The organism is Streptomyces albus subsp. chlorinus (assembly GCF_013302895.1).
Lineage (GTDB): Bacteria > Actinomycetota > Actinomycetes > Streptomycetales > Streptomycetaceae > Streptomyces > Streptomyces chlorinus.
Genome location: NZ_VJOK01000001.1, coordinates 3,094,669 through 3,110,670 on the forward strand (window position 1 = coordinate 3,094,669; position 16,002 = coordinate 3,110,670).

Consider the following 16,002-nt stretch of genomic DNA (forward strand, 5'->3'; position numbering starts at 1 on the left):
GGTCTTACGCCGCTGCGTCGAAGCCCGTGTCATGGGCCATCTTCTTGAGTTCCAGCAGAGCGTGCTTCTCGATCTGGCGGATGCGCTCACGGGTGAGGCCGTGCTGCTTGCCGACCTCGGTCAACGTGCGCTCGCGGCCGTCCACCATGCCGTAGCGGGCCTTGATGATCGAGGCAGTGCGGTCGTCCAGCCTGCTGATGAGGTCGTCGAGTTCCTCGCGGCGCAGCACCGTGAGCACGGACTGCTCCGGGGAGTCGGCCGAGGTGTCCTCCAGCAGGTCGCCGAACTGGGTCTCGCCCTCGTCGTCCACGGACATGTTCAGGCTGACCGGGTCGCGGGCCCAGTCGAGCACGTCGGTGACGCGCTCGGCTGTGGAGTTCAGCTCCGCCGCGACCTCGGCGGGCTCCGGGTCGCGGCCGTGCTCGCGGTTGAACTCGCGCTGCACGCGCCGGATGCGGCCCAGTTCCTCCACCAGGTGGACGGGCAGCCGGATGGTGCGGGACTGATCGGCGATCGAACGCGTGATGGCCTGGCGGATCCACCACGTCGCGTAGGTGGAGAACTTGAAGCCCTTGGTGTAGTCGAACTTCTCCACGGCGCGCACGAGTCCGGCGTTGCCCTCCTGGATCAGGTCCAGCAGGGGCAGGCCGCTCCGGGGGTAGCGGCGCGCCACAGCGACGACAAGACGCAGGTTGGACCGGATGAAGACATCCTTGGCCCGTTCCCCCTCGGCGACGATCGCCTCAAGCTCCTCGCGGCTCGCGCCCGCGCTGGGCGAGTCACCCGAAACCGGCTCCTCGAGCCCGTCCAGTATGCGCCGGGCGTACACGCCCGCCTCGATCGCGAGCGACAGCTCGACTTCCTTCTCAGCGTCCAGCAGCGGGGTCCGGGCGATCTCGTCGAGATACATGCCGACCAGGTCGCGGTCCGCGACTTCGCTGCCAGCGGCGCGAACACTGCTTGCCGCGTCGGAGACACCGGCGGTGTTCTCCTGACGACGGGCGACGGCACGGGTTGCCATGCGTGCTCCCTTGCGAGTGGTCTTCAAACTTTGGCCTGGTGGCTGACTCGGACACTCCCCGAGTGCCCGCCCTGCGTAGATCTCAACGGCTGGAATCCGGACTAAATTCCCAACCTGCGCAACATTTTTCCGATCATGCAGTACCCTGTGCGGCTACCCATACGGAGGTGATGGTGACAGAGCGCACATATAGGCTGGTCAGAGCGGTGTGGGCGCCGCTCGGCGAGGGTCACCCAGAGGGCGCGCGGGCCGCTGGAAGGCGTCGTCCTCGGCCGCCCTTCACCTGACTAGACGGCTGATACCCCGCCTTGGTTGCGCGGTCTGTTTCGGGTCACCGGAGCCGAGCCCCTCGCCAGGTGCCCCGCGCAGGAAACGGTCGCGGGCCCTGGTGCGGTTCCCGGCGGGCGGTCCCCCCGGCAGACCGGCTCGGGGCTCGCGGGGAGCGCCGGGGGCCGACGGAGACTTCTGAGCCCCTGAGAGAAAGCACGAGAGACAGCGCGAGGGCGGCCCCGCGCCCGTGCGAGTGGGTGCGGGGCCGCCCTTGATGTCGGCGGCGGGTGAGGTCACACAGATGATGTGTGGTGCGTGCCGCACGACACGTGGTCATGGGGCGGCACGCGGACCGGAACCGGTCCGCGTGCCGCCCCTATCGACCTGCCCAGCAGCGCATTGCCGGGCCACTTGGCACCGACTGCCGGGCCCCGAGCCGGGGCCGCCCGACTACTGGGTCGCCCGGCCCCCGTCCGGGCCACCCGGGCCATTCAGCCGCCCGGGCCGCCCGAGCCGCCCTGACCGTCCGAGCCGCCCGGCCTCCGGAGCAGGAGTGCGCTCGTCAGTGCATCGCGACCAGGACCGGTTCGGCGTCGTCGCCGGTGGCCTCGCTGTCGGCCGGCTTGGCCGGGGACTGGCCGCCCTGGCCGCGGGCGTTCACGAAGACCGTGACGATCGTGGCGGAGACGAGCAGGATGCCCACGGCCCACCAGATGGCGGAGGTGTAGCCGTGCACCATCGCCTCCAGCTTCAGCATCTGCTGAGCCGGCTTGGTGGTGGCCTCTGCCACGTGCGAGGTGACGTACGAGGTGGTGGCGCTGGCCGCGATGGTGTTGAGCAGTGCCGTACCGATGGCACCGCCCACCTGCTGCGAGGTGTTGACCATCGCGGAGGCGACGCCCGCGTCACTCGGCTGCACACCGTGCGTGGCCAGCGACATGGCGGGCATGAAGGCCGTGCCCAGTCCCAGTCCGAGCAGGATCTCGGCGGGCAGGATCAGCGCCGGATAGGAGCTGTCCACCTCCAACTGGGTCAGCAGCAGCATGCCCAGCGCGGCGACCAGGAAGCCCGGGGCCATGAGCAGCCGGGACGGGACCCGGGTCATCAGCCGCGCGCCGATCTGCGTGGATCCGGTGATCATGCCGGCGACCATCGGCAGGAAGGCGACACCGGTGCGCACCGGGGAGTAGCCCTTGACCACCTGCAGGTAGTAGGTCAGGAACAGGAAGAGCCCGAACATGGCGATGGTGGCCAGACCAAGCGAGAGGTAGATCCCGCCGCGGTTCCGGTCGGTGACCACGCGCAGCGGCAGCAGGGGGGTCCGCACCTTGGCCTCGACCAGGGCGAAGGAGACCAGCAGCACGGCCGCCGCGACGAACATGCCGATGGTGCCGCCGTCCCGCCAGCCGTCCGTCTCGGCGCGGGTGAACCCGTAGACGAGGGAGACCAGGCCGAGCGTGGAGAGGATGACGCCGGGGATGTCAAGTGCGGCCCGGTTGCGGGTCCCGCCGGGCTCACGGATGACGGTGGCGGCACCGAGTGCTGCGATGATCGCGAACGGGACGTTGACGTAGAAGGTCCAGCGCCAGTCCATGTACTCGGTCAGGACACCGCCCAGGATGAGGCCGATGGCCCCGCCCCCGCCCGCGATGGCGCCGTAGATGCCGAACGCCTTGGCGCGCTCCTTGCCGTCGGTGAACATCACCGCGAGCAGGGAGAGAGCGGCAGGTGCGAGCAGCGCGCCGAAGGCGCCCTGCAGCGCCCGCGCCACCAGCATCATGGTCTCGCCGGTGGCCGCGCCGCCGAGGGCGGAGGCCGCTGCGAAACCGGCGAGGCCGGTCACGAACGTGCGCTTGCGGCCCCACATGTCGGCGATCCGGCCGCCGAAGAGGAGCAGACCGCCGAAGGCGAGGGCGTAGGCGGTGATGACCCACTGCCGGTTGGCGTCGGAGATTCCCAGGTCGGACTGGGCGGAGGGAAGCGCGATGTTCACGATCGTCGCGTCGAGGACGACCATGAGCTGCGCGATGGCGATGAAGGCGAGGGCCTTCCATCGCCGGGGGTCGGGACCGGCCTTCTGTGCGGTGGCCGAGGTGGATATTTCTGGCATGGACGTGCCTACCTCATGGTGCGGAGTACGAAATAAGGGACGTAGAGGGTTGCATGCCCCGTCAGGCCCGGTCGGTGGGTATGAGAGACATGTGCCGCTCCCGAGACGCCGGCCCTCCTGGCCTCGCGGGCCGGAACCGGCCGCACGGGACGGGAGGACTGGTCAGAAGTGAGGACTCGGGAGGGAAGCGAAAGTAAGCGGAGCTGGAGCAGTTGGAGCTGAACTGTTCGGATCAGGTACCTGAGGGCTCAGTTGTCTTCTCGCAGCTCCTCCAGAGTCGCGGCATGGCCGGGTAGTTCGGATTTGGCGGGGGCGCGCAGCCCGTCCAGGTAGAGCTGCACATGGCGTTCGACGAAACGTGCGATGCGTCCGCAGCCGACGCCCGGCAGCGGCCGGGTGAGCTGGCTGAGCGCGACCATCACGTCACCGACGCCGATGTCCTCGCGCACCTCTCCCGCCCGCTGGGCCCGACGGATGAGCTCTTCCGTCAGTCCCTCCACCCGGCGGCGAGCCGCCAAGGATTGCGGATCCACAGGGTCGAAACGACCGGAGAGCATCGGACAGAGGGCGCCGATCCGTTCCTCCGCCGCGGCGAACACGAAGCTGCGCAACGCCTCGAAGGAGTTCTCCTCGGCCAGCGCCCGCTCTGCCCGGTCCGCGATCCGTTCGGTGACGGCGTGCATCACGCCGTGCACGAGGGCATCCCGGTCGGGGAAGTGCCGGTAGAGGGTCGCATTACCGACCCCCGCCGCGCGAGCGATTTCATCCAGAGAGGCGTCGGCGCCGTGGACGACGAACGCCTCGCGTGCGGCGTTGAGGATGCGCTCCCGGTTGCGGGCAGCATCCGCGCGCCCCTTGGGCGCACCGCATGCGGTGACCCGCTCGGTGACGCTGGTGGCGCTGCCCATGTCCGGCTCCTCGTTCCTCGCTCTCCGGTGCTGCCCCGCCGGGGTTTCTCCGACCTGCGGAGTCACGCCCGGCGAGGGCTCGCACTGGAGGTTGATACGTGTTCGGGTGCAGTGCCCGTGGTGGCGCTGCGACGGTGATCGACACTGATCACTGGTGATACCCAGGCCTGCCATCCGGGGACCTGGTCCCCGTTTCGCGGAGACGGTTACGTAAACGGGGACGCGCTCCCCGGTTATTTCCCCTGACGCCTGTGACTCACCTCACGCTTCGGAAAACCTGCTGCCCGCCCTCTCCAGGCCTCTGCTCTCCCCGATGCCCGATGCCAGACGCCCGATGCCCGATCCCCGTCCTCCCTGGTGCTGTCCCTCCGGACCGTCCCCCGGAAGGCCGACAGGACAGGACCCGTCCGACGCCACTGGACTGGACCCATGAAGTACCGCGCGGCGTCTGGTCCGGGTCCTCCCCACGCTGCGACGATGTGCTGTCGCATCCAGCGGTGTCCCCCACATGCACCCCGTGCCGCCCGCCCGCCCATGTGAGGAGCGTTCCGATGCAGCAGCCTCCCTCCCCCCGACCGGCCTCGAACAACCACGACTCCACCGGAGCCGGGGACGCCCCCGGTGGCGGGGGGTCTTCCGCCGCCGGGGACTCTTCCGGGACCGGGAACGTCTCGCGGCGGTGCGTCGTCACGGCGGCTGCGGGTGCCGCGGCTGCCGTGGCGGCGTTCGGCGCCCCGGCGCTCTCCGCGTCAGCGGCCTCCGTGGCCCCCGGACACCGGGGCACCACCCCAGCCTCCCCCGCGTCCTCCCCGCTCTCCTCATCCCCCTCATCCCCCTCGTCGTCCGCCGTCCGGGCCCGCACGTCGGCCCTGCTGCGCCGGATGAGCCTGGAGGAGAAGATCGGACAGTTGTTCGTCGTCGAGCTCTACGGGCAGACGCCGGAGACCGAGCACGCCAAGAACAGTGAGCTGTACGGGGTCTCCACACCCTCCGAGGTGATCGAGAAGTACCGTCCGGGCGGCGTCATCTACTTCGACGCGCGTCGCGGACCCGACAACGTCCGCGAGCCGCGCCAGATCGCGCGCCTGTCCAACGGCCTCCAGCGCGCCGCCGCCCGTACCGGGGCCCGCATCCCGCTCCTCGTCTCCATCGACCAGGAGGGCGGCAGCGTCGTCTACCGCATGCTGGAGCCGGCCACGCAGCTCCCGGGAAACATGGCGCTGGCCGCCACCCGCTCCCCGCGCGACGTCCACGACAGCGCCGGCATCATCGCCACCGAACTCGCCTCCGTTGGCATCAACCAGAACTACGCCCCGGTGGCGGACGTCAACATCAATCCGCAGAACCCCGTCATCGGCGTTCGCTCTTTCGGGTCGGACACCCGGCTGTGCGCGGAGTACGTTTCCACCGCCGTACGCGGCTACCACCACGGCGGCGTCGCCAGCGCGGCCAAGCACTTCCCCGGTCACGGCGACACGGACGTGGACAGCCACACGGGGCTTCCGGAGATCAAGCACACCCGGGCCGAACTGGACCGCATCGACCTGCCGCCGTTCCGCGCCGCTATCCGCCGCGGAGTGGACACGATCATGACAGCTCACATCCTGGTGCCCTCCCTCGACCCCTCGCGGGTTCCGGCGACCATGTCACGGCCGATCGTGACCGGCCTGCTGCGCGAGGAACTCGGCTTCGACGGCCTCGTGGCGACGGACGCACTGGACATGGGTGGTGCGACAGCTCAGTTCCCGCCCGATGTCGCACCCGTGCGCGCCCTTCAAGCCGGCTGCGACCAACTGGTACTCGCCCCGAAGCTCGACACGGCTTTCGGGGCCGTGCTGCGGGCCGTACGGTCGGGAGCGGTCAGTGAGGAGCGGCTCGACGCGTCGGTGCGGCGGATCCTGGAGCACAAACTGCGACGGAGGCTCTTCTCCCACCCGTACGTGAACGAGCGGCACGCCGCACGGACAGTCGGAAGCCGGCGGCACCGCGCACGGGCGCGGGAGATCACCGAGCGGTCGATCACCCTGGTCCGGAACCAGGACGGCGCCCTGCCCCTCCCCGACGCCCCCGGCTCGGTCCTGGTGACAGGCTGGGGCACCGCTCCTCTCGCCGACCTCGCCCGCGCCATCGGCGAACGGCGCGGACAGCGGACGACCACGCTGGAGACCGGCACCGTCCCGAACGCCGCGAAGATCGCCCAGGCCACGGACGCCGCCCGCGTACACGATGTCACCGTCGTTCTCGCGAACGCGGCAGCAGCGGGCAAGGAGGACGGCGCCGCGCAGGCCAAACTGATCGAGGCCCTGATCGGCACGGGAGGGCGCGTGATCGTGGCCGGTGTCCGCCTCCCCTACGACATCCGCCGCTTCCCCGACGTCCCCGCCTACCTGGCGACCTACTCCTACACCGCGCCCTCCATGAAGGCGCTCGCCCGCGTCCTTTACGGCGAGATCGGTCCCGAGGGCAAGCTCCCCGCCCCCATCCCCGACCTCACCTCCCCCGACCGCACCCTCTACCCCTTCGGCCACGGCCTCCACTACTGACCCCGCACCCCGGCGAACGACGTTGCCGAAGCCGATCCCCCATCCGCTAGGCTAGGCCCGCGGATCACCACTCCGCGGGCCTCCGTAGCTCAGGGGATAGAGCACCGCTCTCCTAAAGCGGGTGTCGCAGGTTCGAATCCTGCCGGGGGCACAGCAAAACAGCAGGTCAGAGGCCCTGTCGTCCGGGAGGGCGGCGGGGCCTCCGGCTTGCAGCACACATATGGCACACATGCGCCTGTGCCCATCCCTGTGGGAGCTGTGCCCGATGCCCAAGAAGGACGAGCTGTCCCAGCGCCGGTACCGGAACCTGGTGGATCGCCTTGAGGGCCTGATGAGGGCAGCGCTGAAGCCCGAATACGAGGGCTACTACGGGCAGCTGATCCTCGGCAGCCGAGACCTCGCGGAACTGGGCGAGCTGGGCGACGTCCGCCGAGCGGCGCGCGAGGCGGGCCGACGCCTTGGTTGGAAGCCCGTCACCAGGCTCGTGGGCGGCCGACTCTTCGTACTCGACACACGCGAGGTTCCGGAGAAGATCGCACGGCTCGCCGAAGAACATGCGGCCGAAGCCATGGACGAAGCCTTCCGCCGGAAGCCCTGAACGCTCCATCCCCAGGCCGATCTGCCGCTGGGGCCACGCCTTCCCCCGGAAGTGACGACACGGCCCCAGCGACTGCCCAGCACGGGTAAAGCACACATCACGCTGCGGAGCCCTCCAGTTCAACCACCTCTTCCGCGGCCCTGCGTGCCTTCTTCTCCGCCTTCTTCAGCTTGTCCTTCGCCTTGGCCAGTTGCTTGGCGCGGCGCTTGTGCATCTTCTTCGAGACCTCGTCCAGACGGTCCGGGAAAAGATGGCCGTAGGTGTCCAGCGTCAGGGTCGCGGACTTGTGGCCGAGCATGGACTGGACGACGTTGACGTCCGCGCCGCTGGCAATGGCGAGCGAGGCTGCCGTGTGGCGCAGCTTGTGCGGGGTGAGCTTCAGATGGCCCAGTCCCGCCTTGGCCACGGCGGGCGCGAAGAGCCGCTGACGGAAGTTGCGGGCACGGAGCGGCCCGTCATGCGGGGCGGTGAACAGTAGCTCGCTTTCGTGCCGCCCCTCGACGTACGGCTGGAGTTCCTCGACGAGGAAGCGCGGGATCGGTACGGACCGGCGCTCGTGGTTCTTGGGGCTGTCGAGGTAGAGCTTGCCGTTGTCCTCGACGTACGCCTCGACGACGTGCGCACGGCACGCGTCGAGATCCACCCGCCCCACCTTCAATGCTGACGCCTCGCCCCAGCGCAGGCCCGTATAGGCGAGCAGCAGGATGAACACCCGGTACGCGCCAGCCGCGTCCGCCAGGGCTTCGACCTGCATGTCATCGAGGTAGACATGATCGGCCGGCACCGCCTTGGGCAGCTCCACGCCGACAGCCGGATTGAACGCCAGACGACGGGACTTGACCGCGAATCCGAGCACGCGGCTGAACACGACGTACGCCTTGCGCACCGAGCGTGCGCTGAGCTTCCTGCCGCCCGTGACCTCACCGGACAGCATCGCCGCGAGCCACTCGGAGACGTCCTCGAAACGGATACGGTCCAGACGTGTGTCCCCCCACCGGGGAATCACGTGAACGTCGAGAACTCCTCGGTAGCGATTGCGTGTTGAGCGCTTCAGATGGACCTGTGCTGCCAGCCAGGACTCCGCCAGCTCGGCGAACTTGACCCGTGCCGCCGCCGGATCGCGGTACGTGCCGTCGGAGAGGCGGGACTCGACCTTCGTCCGCTCGTTCTCCGCGTCGACCTTGCGGGCCACGGTCTTCATCTTCGGCTTGCCGTCAAGGTCGTACCAGCGCACGCGATAACGGCCCGGCGGAGTACGGCCCGCCTGCTTGGCCAGCGCCAGGGCGCGCGCGTACGACGTGTGATCGATACGGTCCTCGATCCAGACGCGCGCCATCAGCTCTCCCTCCGCTGGAGCAGGGCCACCGGCGGGACTTCGAGGGCCCCGGCTATGGCAACGAGATCGTCGACATCGCAGCGCCGTCGCAGACATTCGATACGGCTGAGGGCCGTGTGCGCGAGTGGATGACCGAGCCGGTTCAAACGCGCAGCCAGTTCACGCTGGCTGAGGCCACGCTCATTGCGGACATGCTCGATCAGTCGGGCGGTCCGGAATCCAGCAGGCCCGATTGCAAGGGGTCGTTTCGCCATGTCGATGTTGTAGCTCGACATTCGCGTTTTTGGAAACCGCGAATCGTGGTGTATAAGCCCTCGCGCGCACTTCGAGGGGGCCGCAGGGGCAGTGATGCTGCGTATTACGAGTTCGGGCTGCCTGCGGCGGCCCTGGCACGTTGCGCCGAAGGTTCCCTGCTCAAGCGTCCGATGTGAGCCACCTCCGTCGACGCGGGGCGGAACATAGCAGCACATCGCCGGTTACCCAAACCGGCGTTTCTCCATAGGCTTTTTACTGCTTCGTAGAGCTGCCGTTTGGTGCGGCCGTGATTCGTCCGCACAATGGCGCTCGCTTTCACGACGAACGTGTGGCTGTGTTGTCCACACCGCCGTACGGCTCCGACCAGAAGGGAAATGCATGCCTCCCACCTCGCCCCGCAATTCCGCCCCCACCAGCCCTCGGGCGCTGGCCAGCCCGAAGGAGGTCGCCGACTATCTCGGCGTGCCGGTTCCGACCCTCTACCAGTGGAAGTACCGGGGCATCGGCCCGCAGGTCCACAAGGTTGGCAAGCACCTGCGCTACCGCTGGGTCGAGGTCGATGCCTGGCTGGACCGCGACATGGATCTGGCTTCCTGAATCGCCCCGGGGGGAGCAAAAGAGCGGCCTCCAGCGCGCCAACGCCGGAGGCCGCAGGCTCCCCGAGCCGTCACCCATCGCTAAACGTTTGACCTGGTGGGGCTGGCACTTCGCACGTGCCGGCCCCACCGCATGAGGAGCATCTGTATGAACGACCCTATGCCCCCGCGCCGCCCGCAGGTGGAGTGGCCGCCGGTGGCCGTCCCCGGTCAGGGCCTCCGGTCAGACCGCACGGTCCCGAGCGGGGACGGTGGGACCGCCGTGGCCGGGGCCGGAGACGGTCCCCGTCGTGAAGCTGGTCCCCAAGCGTCGGAGGCCGGGGACCGAGCTGCCGCCTCCGGGGAAGAAGTGCAGGCCAGCGGCTTGGGGGCGGGGGACGAGACCGGGACCGGTCCCCACGTGGCCCGGGGGCCTGAAGGGGCGGACGGTCCCGCAAACCCCGGCGGATCTGCGTCCCGTGGGGACCAAGCGGTCAGCGAGGGAGCCGAGTTGCTGACCGAGTTGCGAGCTGCGGTCGGTCGGTATGTGGTCCTGCCCAGCCCGGAGGCGCTGACCGCGGTCACCTTGTGGGTGGCGGCCACCCACCTCCAGCCGGTGCTCCAGCACGCGCCACGGCTAGCGGTCGTCGGACCGACCAAGGGGTGCGGGAAGTCCCGCCTGCTGGATGTGATCACCGAGACCGTGCACCGACCGATGATCACGGTCAACACGTCCCCGGCGGTGGTCTACCGGGTCATCGGGAAGAACCCGCCCACCCTGCTGGTGGACGAGGCCGACACCATCTTCGGCCCCAAGGCGGGCGACAAGGAGGACCTGCGCGGCCTGCTGAACGCGGGCCACCAGCGCAATCGGCCCGCCTGGCGGATCAGCGGTCCCGAACACAAGCCGACCCAGTTCCCCACCTTCGCCATGGCCGCCCTCGCCGGAATCGGCAACCTGCCGGACACGATCATGGACCGGGCCATCGTCATCCGCATGCAGAAGCGCAAGGCCGGAGAGAAGATCGCGCAGTTCCGCTCCCGTACCAGCGTCCCCGCCCTGCACCGTCTGCGTGACCGGCTCGATGCCTGGCTGACCCCGCTGGCGGAGTCCGCCGCCGACCTCGTGCCCGAGATGCCGGTCCAGGACCGGGCCGCGGATACCTGGGAACCCCTCGTCCTCGCCGCCGACCTGGCCGGTGGTGACTGGCCCGGCCTCGCCCGTGCCGCCTGTTCGACCATGACTCGGTACGAAGCCGACCAGGACGAGGAGACCGCCCTCAAGACACGGCTCCTGCGCGACATCCGCCACATCTTCGCCAAGAGGGACGACCCGGAGGCCCTCCGCACACACGACCTGATCGAGGCGCTGCGCAGCGACCCCGAAGCCCCCTGGGCGGAACACGGAGCCAACGGCCTGAACGCCTACCATTTGGCCAACCTGCTGCGGGACTTCGATATCAAGCCCGCCAACGTCCGCTTCTCAGACGGACGCCAGGCCAAGGGCTTCACACGAAACAAGTTCCGCGACGCGTGGGAGCGCTACTGCCCCGAACCCTCTGCAGCGGCAAACGAACCCGGGTCGCCCCGTCAGCGTGGGCCACTCGCGCCCCCGTCCGGGCCGGTACCTCCTGCCCCACCAGGACTTCCGAGCGGCCCCAAGCGGGCCCGCTGACCGCGTCCGGATCCGTCTCGAACCGTCCCGTCCGTCCCCGTGCAGGTCAGCACGGGGACGGACGTCCTCACCGGGACGGATCTATCCGTACCTGTGCCCGCATCCGTACCTGCCCTGACCAGCCACGGGACGGACGGGACGCACGTGACAGCACCCCGCCTCATTCCACGGAGCACCCCATGCACGACGACAACACCCCCGGCAGCCGCAAGCGCCGCTGGGGACTGTTCCACCGCTCCCCTCGATCGGCAGACCGCTCCCACCGATCAGCAGCAAGCTGGAGCGAACGAGCCTCTAACGAGGCTTCGTCCGCGCTTGCCCCCGCCCCTGGGGAAGCGGGGGGCACAGCCGGGCGCCAGGGGGCGCCCGAGCTGGGGGTGGGAGTGGCCGAGCCCAGTGCCGCGTCCATAGCCGACGCTCCTGACTCCGACGTCCCGCACTCCGAGCTGGCTCTCGATGCCGGACCGGCCGCTGAGTCGCCCTCCTGGCGTGAGCTCGACGCTCCGGTGCTGCCCGCGATGATGAACCGCAAGCGCACTGTCGAGAAGCGCGACCAGGTCAAGAACATCCGCTTCACCCCGACCGCAGTACGCCTCATCAACGCAGCGGCCGAGCAGCGCGGCCAACGCTTCGCCAGCTTCGTCGGCGACGCCGCACTCGCCGCAGCTCTCGGCAAGCCGGGACTCGCCGGTAGTCCGGAGGACGACCACGTTCGCCCGCTGGTGGAGGCCGTCGAGGCGCACATCAAGGCGTTGAACCGGATCGGCACCAACCTCAACCAGATCACCGCAGCCATCCACCGGGACACGATCCCTGAACGCACCCATGCCGTCCTGGATACCGTCGATCAAGCAGTCCAGCACAGCTACCGGCTGATGGACGAGATCATGGTGGAGGGCCTCCGTCATGGTGCCTGACGTCTCCACCGGCTCCGACACTCGTGGCCTGGTCGCCTACCTCTTCGGCCCGGGTCGGCGCGACGAGCACACCGACGCCCACATCGTCGCCGCCTGGGACATGGCCGGCGCCCCCGACCCCGGCCGCGATCCCGAGGCCACTTACACCAGCCTCGCCAAACGCCTCGACCATCACGTTGACCTGCGTGCCCGCGAGCTGAGCGGCACCAAGCCCGCGCGGCATGTATGGCACTGCCCAGTACGTACCGCCCCCGGTGACCGCTACCTGACCGACACCGAGTGGGCCGATGTCGCCCGCCGAGTGGTGGCCGCAACGGGCATCGCGCCCGAGGGCGACGACAAGGGGTGCCGGTGGATCGCGGTGCGGCACGCGGACGACCACATTCACCTCCTCGCCACCACCGTCCGCGCCGACGGACGCCGCCCCCGCACGCATCGCGACGGCCAGCGCGCCCAGCGGGAATGCCGCAAGATCGAAGCCGAGTTCGGGCTGCGCCGACTCAAGTCAGGTGATCTCACCGCGCCCCGAACCCTCACGGGCGCCGAGCGCTCCAAGGCCCAGCGCCAGGGGCGGCAAACCGCCTCCCGCGAGTGGCTGCGCGAGCAGGCATACACGGTGGCCGCCGCAGTGCGCACCGAGACCGAATACTTCACCGTGCTGGAATCTCTGGGCATCAGGGTCAAGCCGCGCATCGGCCCCGAGACAGGTGACGTGATCGGCTACAGCCTCGCCGCGCCCGACGACACCAACGCTGACAACGCACCGATCTGGTATGGCGGCTCCAAGCTCGCCCCTGACCTGTCCATCAACCGCCTGCGCGAACGGCTCGCGGCCCAGGGCGTGGCCGAGCGCCCACGAGAAACCGCGGGCCCGGCCGAAGTGTGGCGCCGCGCCGAATCCGCCGTACGCACGGCCCGTACCAGGCTCGACTCGGACGACAGCCCCGCCGCACAAGGCCATCTGGATGCCTTCGGCGACACCCTGCACAACCTGGCCCTCGCCACCAAGGGACCTATCCGGAGCGAACTCCACGCAGCAGCAACGGCCTTCGATCGCGCTCGCCGTTCAGCTATTCGGGCCGACCACCAAGCCGCCACCGCCCTGCGCCAGGCGGCCAAAGACCTCGTCAACACATCCAGCAAGCCGGGCGGTATCGCTATCGCCCTGGTCTTCGCCGCCCTCCACTTGGCCCGCGCCGCCGCCAAGTGGCACGAGCAACGCGGCCACGAACAGCAGGCCGCTGCTGCCGCACAGGCAAGCGCCTTTCTCCAAGCGGGGTACGAGAGGGCGTCCGCACCGGTACTGGCCGACCTCGCCCGCCACTCCCCCGCTCCCAAGGTCGCCGAACGGTGTGCCGAGGTCGTCCGTGAGGCTCTGCCGACTGACGCCGACCGCATCCTGAGCGACACCGCGTGGCCCGCCCTGGCCACCACCCTCGCGAAGGCCGAAACGGCGGGCCACAACCCGCGACGCCTTTTGACGGAACTGGGAGCGGTACGCGAGCTCGACACGGCCAAGTTCCCGGCTCAGGTACTGGTCTGGCGCGTCACCACGCAGCCCAACAAGCGTCAAGCAGCGGCAGCCATCCGCAGCACCTCGCCCGGGACGGGCCAGGTGAGCACGACCTCGACGGCCATCTCCGGTGTCGCCTCGTCGCAGGCTGCCCAGGAGGAGCAGCGCCGTCGACGTAGCCGGTAGCGGGGCTCACGCTGCGCGGGGAAGGCGGAAGCGCAAGCAGCCATCCTCGCCGGTGTCCCGTCGGCCCCGTGCGCTCCACGCTACGGCGTCTCGCTGACCGTTCCGCTCGATGCTTCAGCTTCCAAGAGGAGTAGTGGTGGGCGGGGCGTCCGCACTGCGCTCAAGACAGAGGCGCAGCCGGTCCTGGGCCGATGTCACGGTCCGCATCAGGTCGCTTCGCCAGGGTTCCGGTACGGTCCCGGCGTCGAGTCCGGCCGTGCGAACCACGCTGGTGAGGGCTCGGCGCTGGCCGACGGACATCGCGCATCGGAGCTGCGGCTGGGCGAGCGCGTCCCGGGCCGCGTAGCCGTCGGCGTGGGTCGTAGCAAGGACGTCCGCGTGCAACTGGGGTATTCGCGCGCTGGTGTGGGCTTCGGCCAGGATCAGCGAGGCGATGCCGACCCGGGCGCGGAAAACGCTCGTGCCGGCGACGGGCTGCTGCTGCAAGGTGAGCGCTGCGGTGAGCATGTCCTCCAGGTGCACCGCTGGAACGGCACCGGAGGCGTCCCGGCACAGGGCGCGCAGCAGGCTCCGTACCGCTTCTTCCCACGGCTCGGCGAGCCGGCTGTCGGTAAGCAGGGCGGTCGCCTCGTCGTGATGCCCCTTGTGGAGGAGGGCGAGGATGGTGATCTGGCGGCCGTCGAGGAGCCGGGCGCCAACGCCGCGGTGGGCTGCTGCGGCATTGGCCGCTTCGCTCCAGCGGCCGGCCTGGGTCAGGGCGCGGGTGCCGTCGGCCAGCAGTGCCGCCCACACCAGGGTGCAGAGCGTCTTGTGCTCGTCCGCGGAGTTGGTGAGCGTGTGGAGGGTGACGGTGCGGCCAGTGATCTGGGCGGAGGTGCGGGTGCGGGCGGCGCGGAAGAGTGCGTCGAGCGTGGCGTAGGCGCTGTTGCCATCGCCCTCGCGGATGAGCTGTCGGGCGACGTTGAGGATCGGTTGGAGCGCGAGTTTCACCGCCCAGGAAGGAAGCGGCCTTGCCTGTTCGAAGACCGCGTACTGGGACCAGCACAGGGTGCGGGCGAGGTCGGGCACTGCGCAGTCGGAAGCAATGAGGGCAGCCTTGTTGCACACCTCGGCGGCGCGGGTGGCTTGCTGCTGGAGGGTGCCGGTGGCGGGTTGTGCGGCAAGGTCCGTCAGCTGGGTGATCCGGGTCGTGAGGGGGAGCGCAGGTGGGCGGGGCCGCTGGATGAGGGGGAACCATGCCAGAAGCCGGTCGTTCATGCCGGGGCCCCTTGCCCGCTCTGGTCCTTGAGGGCGGGGTCAGGGCCGAAGACGACGGCCTTGGCGCCTGTAGCCAGGGTGGCCTGGGTCGCGTGCGGGAGCCCGAACCGGTTGAAGGCGAAGATGAGGTGGTGAGCCAGGACGGCGCGCAGCCCACGGTGCAGCCGCCCGCCAGCGGCGAGCGCAGCCAGATCGCGGCCCGCGGTGGTGAATGCCTGCGGCCAGGCGGCGGGGACCGTGAGCGGGGCGCCGTCCCGGGTGAGCTGCGTGACGTCGGCGGTCATCAGGTGGCGCAGCCCTTCCCGCAGGCTCTTGAGTCTGCCGTCGGGCTCAGGCTGCGGCCGGTCGCGGTGGTCGGCAACGCGTGCCCAGACATCGCCCTGCTCGTACCAGTCGAGGCCGGCGGCGCGCAGCAGCGCGGTGCACAGCAGGACCGCCAGTTCGCGGCGGCGCGGACGGTCACGGTGGCAGTTCAGGTGGGCGATCAGGTGGTGGCTGTCGCGGTGGAAGAGTTCATGAGCTGTGTTCATGGCCTCCGTCCCGCCGAAGGCGTGGGTTTCCGGCTCGTAGATCGCGGGGGTCACGGCGGTGAGGTGCTGATCGCGCTGGAGGGGGCCGAGGACGTACAGGAGGTGGTCCTCGGCCGCCACGGGGTTGTCGGGCGGCTGGTAGCGGATGCGCCAGGTAGGGGTTTTGCGGACGAAGAACCAGGGGCCGGTCTCGGCGGTGGCCAGGAGCGGGACGACGTGGGTGAGGGCCGTGTGCTCGGCGCTGTCCCAGTTGGGGAAAGCGATGGTGATCTGCCGCCAGGAGGTGTCCATACGGGTTCGGCTCCGTC

The 16,002-nt window shown here is 69.7% G+C and carries 13 protein-coding genes and 1 tRNA gene; 7 read left to right on the top strand and 7 right to left on the bottom strand.

Annotation, left to right across the window (positions count from 1 at the left end):
• Positions 1–4: 4 nt before the first annotated feature.
• From FM076_RS13800 to FM076_RS13810, 3 genes are all read right to left on the bottom strand, one after another.
• On the bottom strand, positions 5–1,021 hold the full coding sequence (locus FM076_RS13800; protein ID WP_173870724.1) for a sigma-70 family RNA polymerase sigma factor: 1,017 nt from the start codon (positions 1,019–1,021) through the stop codon (positions 5–7).
• 832 nt (positions 1,022–1,853) lie between these two features.
• A complete protein-coding gene (locus tag FM076_RS13805; protein WP_173870725.1) occupies positions 1,854–3,401 on the bottom strand; it encodes an MFS transporter in 1,548 nt (515 codons plus the stop codon).
• A gap of 248 nt (positions 3,402–3,649) precedes the next feature.
• Positions 3,650–4,309, bottom strand: a complete 660-nt coding sequence (locus FM076_RS13810) for a TetR/AcrR family transcriptional regulator (protein ID WP_173870727.1) — start codon at positions 4,307–4,309, stop codon at positions 3,650–3,652.
• Positions 4,310–5,190: 881 nt separating this feature from the next.
• Between FM076_RS13810 and FM076_RS13815 the strand changes: the two genes are divergently transcribed.
• From FM076_RS13815 to FM076_RS13825, 3 genes are all read left to right on the top strand, one after another.
• Entirely contained in the window at positions 5,191–6,852 is a 1,662-nt protein-coding gene (locus FM076_RS13815; RefSeq protein ID WP_243274489.1) for a glycoside hydrolase family 3 protein, read from the top strand.
• 78 nt (positions 6,853–6,930) lie between these two features.
• Positions 6,931–7,003 (top strand) — tRNA-Arg (locus FM076_RS13820).
• 114 nt (positions 7,004–7,117) lie between these two features.
• The gene (locus FM076_RS13825) at positions 7,118–7,450 is read left to right on the top strand and encodes a hypothetical protein (protein WP_173870731.1); all 333 of its coding nucleotides are present in this window, start codon (positions 7,118–7,120) and stop codon (positions 7,448–7,450) included.
• A gap of 97 nt (positions 7,451–7,547) precedes the next feature.
• Here the strand turns inward: FM076_RS13825 and FM076_RS13830 are convergent, their stop codons facing one another.
• Both FM076_RS13830 and FM076_RS13835 read right to left on the bottom strand, forming a co-directional pair.
• A complete protein-coding gene (locus FM076_RS13830) occupies positions 7,548–8,786 on the bottom strand; it encodes a tyrosine-type recombinase/integrase (RefSeq protein ID WP_173870734.1) in 1,239 nt (412 codons plus the stop codon).
• Positions 8,786–9,040, bottom strand: a complete 255-nt coding sequence (locus tag FM076_RS13835) for a helix-turn-helix domain-containing protein (RefSeq protein ID WP_173874727.1) — start codon at positions 9,038–9,040, stop codon at positions 8,786–8,788. The genes FM076_RS13830 and FM076_RS13835 overlap by 1 nt, the downstream gene beginning before the upstream one ends.
• A 379-nt stretch (positions 9,041–9,419) precedes the next feature.
• Here FM076_RS13835 and FM076_RS13840 point away from each other — a divergent pair, with 379 nt between their 5' ends.
• From FM076_RS13840 to FM076_RS13855, 4 genes are all read left to right on the top strand, one after another.
• Positions 9,420–9,638: a helix-turn-helix transcriptional regulator gene (locus FM076_RS13840; RefSeq protein WP_173870736.1), complete on the top strand. Its 219-nt coding sequence runs from the start codon at positions 9,420–9,422 to the stop codon at positions 9,636–9,638.
• A gap of 159 nt (positions 9,639–9,797) precedes the next feature.
• On the top strand, positions 9,798–11,291 hold the full coding sequence (locus FM076_RS13845) for a DUF3631 domain-containing protein (RefSeq protein ID WP_173874728.1): 1,494 nt from the start codon (positions 9,798–9,800) through the stop codon (positions 11,289–11,291).
• Positions 11,292–11,674: 383 nt separating this feature from the next.
• Positions 11,675–12,208, top strand: a complete 534-nt coding sequence (locus tag FM076_RS13850) for a hypothetical protein (protein WP_173870738.1) — start codon at positions 11,675–11,677, stop codon at positions 12,206–12,208.
• On the top strand, positions 12,198–13,907 hold the full coding sequence (locus tag FM076_RS13855; RefSeq protein WP_173870740.1) for a relaxase/mobilization nuclease domain-containing protein: 1,710 nt from the start codon (positions 12,198–12,200) through the stop codon (positions 13,905–13,907). The genes FM076_RS13850 and FM076_RS13855 overlap by 11 nt, the downstream gene beginning before the upstream one ends.
• A 114-nt stretch (positions 13,908–14,021) precedes the next feature.
• On the opposite strand, the gene FM076_RS13860 is transcribed toward FM076_RS13855, so the two are convergent.
• Both FM076_RS13860 and FM076_RS13865 read right to left on the bottom strand, forming a co-directional pair.
• A complete protein-coding gene (locus FM076_RS13860) occupies positions 14,022–15,164 on the bottom strand; it encodes a hypothetical protein (RefSeq protein WP_173870742.1) in 1,143 nt (380 codons plus the stop codon).
• A complete protein-coding gene (locus tag FM076_RS13865; RefSeq protein ID WP_173870744.1) occupies positions 15,161–15,985 on the bottom strand; it encodes a thiopeptide-type bacteriocin biosynthesis protein in 825 nt (274 codons plus the stop codon). Before FM076_RS13865 ends, FM076_RS13860 begins: the two co-directional genes overlap by 4 nt.
• Positions 15,986–16,002 lie beyond the last annotated feature (17 nt).

Coding starts and splice junctions, on each gene's coding strand:
- FM076_RS13800 (WP_173870724.1), bottom strand. CDS start 1,021: ATGGCAACCCGTGCCGTCGCCCGTCGTCAGGAGAACACCGCCGGTGTC.
- FM076_RS13805 (WP_173870725.1), bottom strand. CDS start 3,401: ATGCCAGAAATATCCACCTCGGCCACCGCACAGAAGGCCGGTCCCGAC.
- FM076_RS13810 (WP_173870727.1), bottom strand. CDS start 4,309: ATGGGCAGCGCCACCAGCGTCACCGAGCGGGTCACCGCATGCGGTGCG.
- FM076_RS13815 (WP_243274489.1), top strand. CDS start 5,191: ATGAGCCTGGAGGAGAAGATCGGACAGTTGTTCGTCGTCGAGCTCTAC.
- FM076_RS13825 (WP_173870731.1), top strand. CDS start 7,118: ATGCCCAAGAAGGACGAGCTGTCCCAGCGCCGGTACCGGAACCTGGTG.
- FM076_RS13830 (WP_173870734.1), bottom strand. CDS start 8,786: ATGGCGCGCGTCTGGATCGAGGACCGTATCGATCACACGTCGTACGCG.
- FM076_RS13835 (WP_173874727.1), bottom strand. CDS start 9,040: ATGGCGAAACGACCCCTTGCAATCGGGCCTGCTGGATTCCGGACCGCC.
- FM076_RS13840 (WP_173870736.1), top strand. CDS start 9,420: ATGCCTCCCACCTCGCCCCGCAATTCCGCCCCCACCAGCCCTCGGGCG.
- FM076_RS13845 (WP_173874728.1), top strand. CDS start 9,798: ATGCCCCCGCGCCGCCCGCAGGTGGAGTGGCCGCCGGTGGCCGTCCCC.
- FM076_RS13855 (WP_173870740.1), top strand. CDS start 12,198: ATGGTGCCTGACGTCTCCACCGGCTCCGACACTCGTGGCCTGGTCGCC.
- FM076_RS13860 (WP_173870742.1), bottom strand. CDS start 15,164: ATGAACGACCGGCTTCTGGCATGGTTCCCCCTCATCCAGCGGCCCCGC.
- FM076_RS13865 (WP_173870744.1), bottom strand. CDS start 15,985: ATGGACACCTCCTGGCGGCAGATCACCATCGCTTTCCCCAACTGGGAC.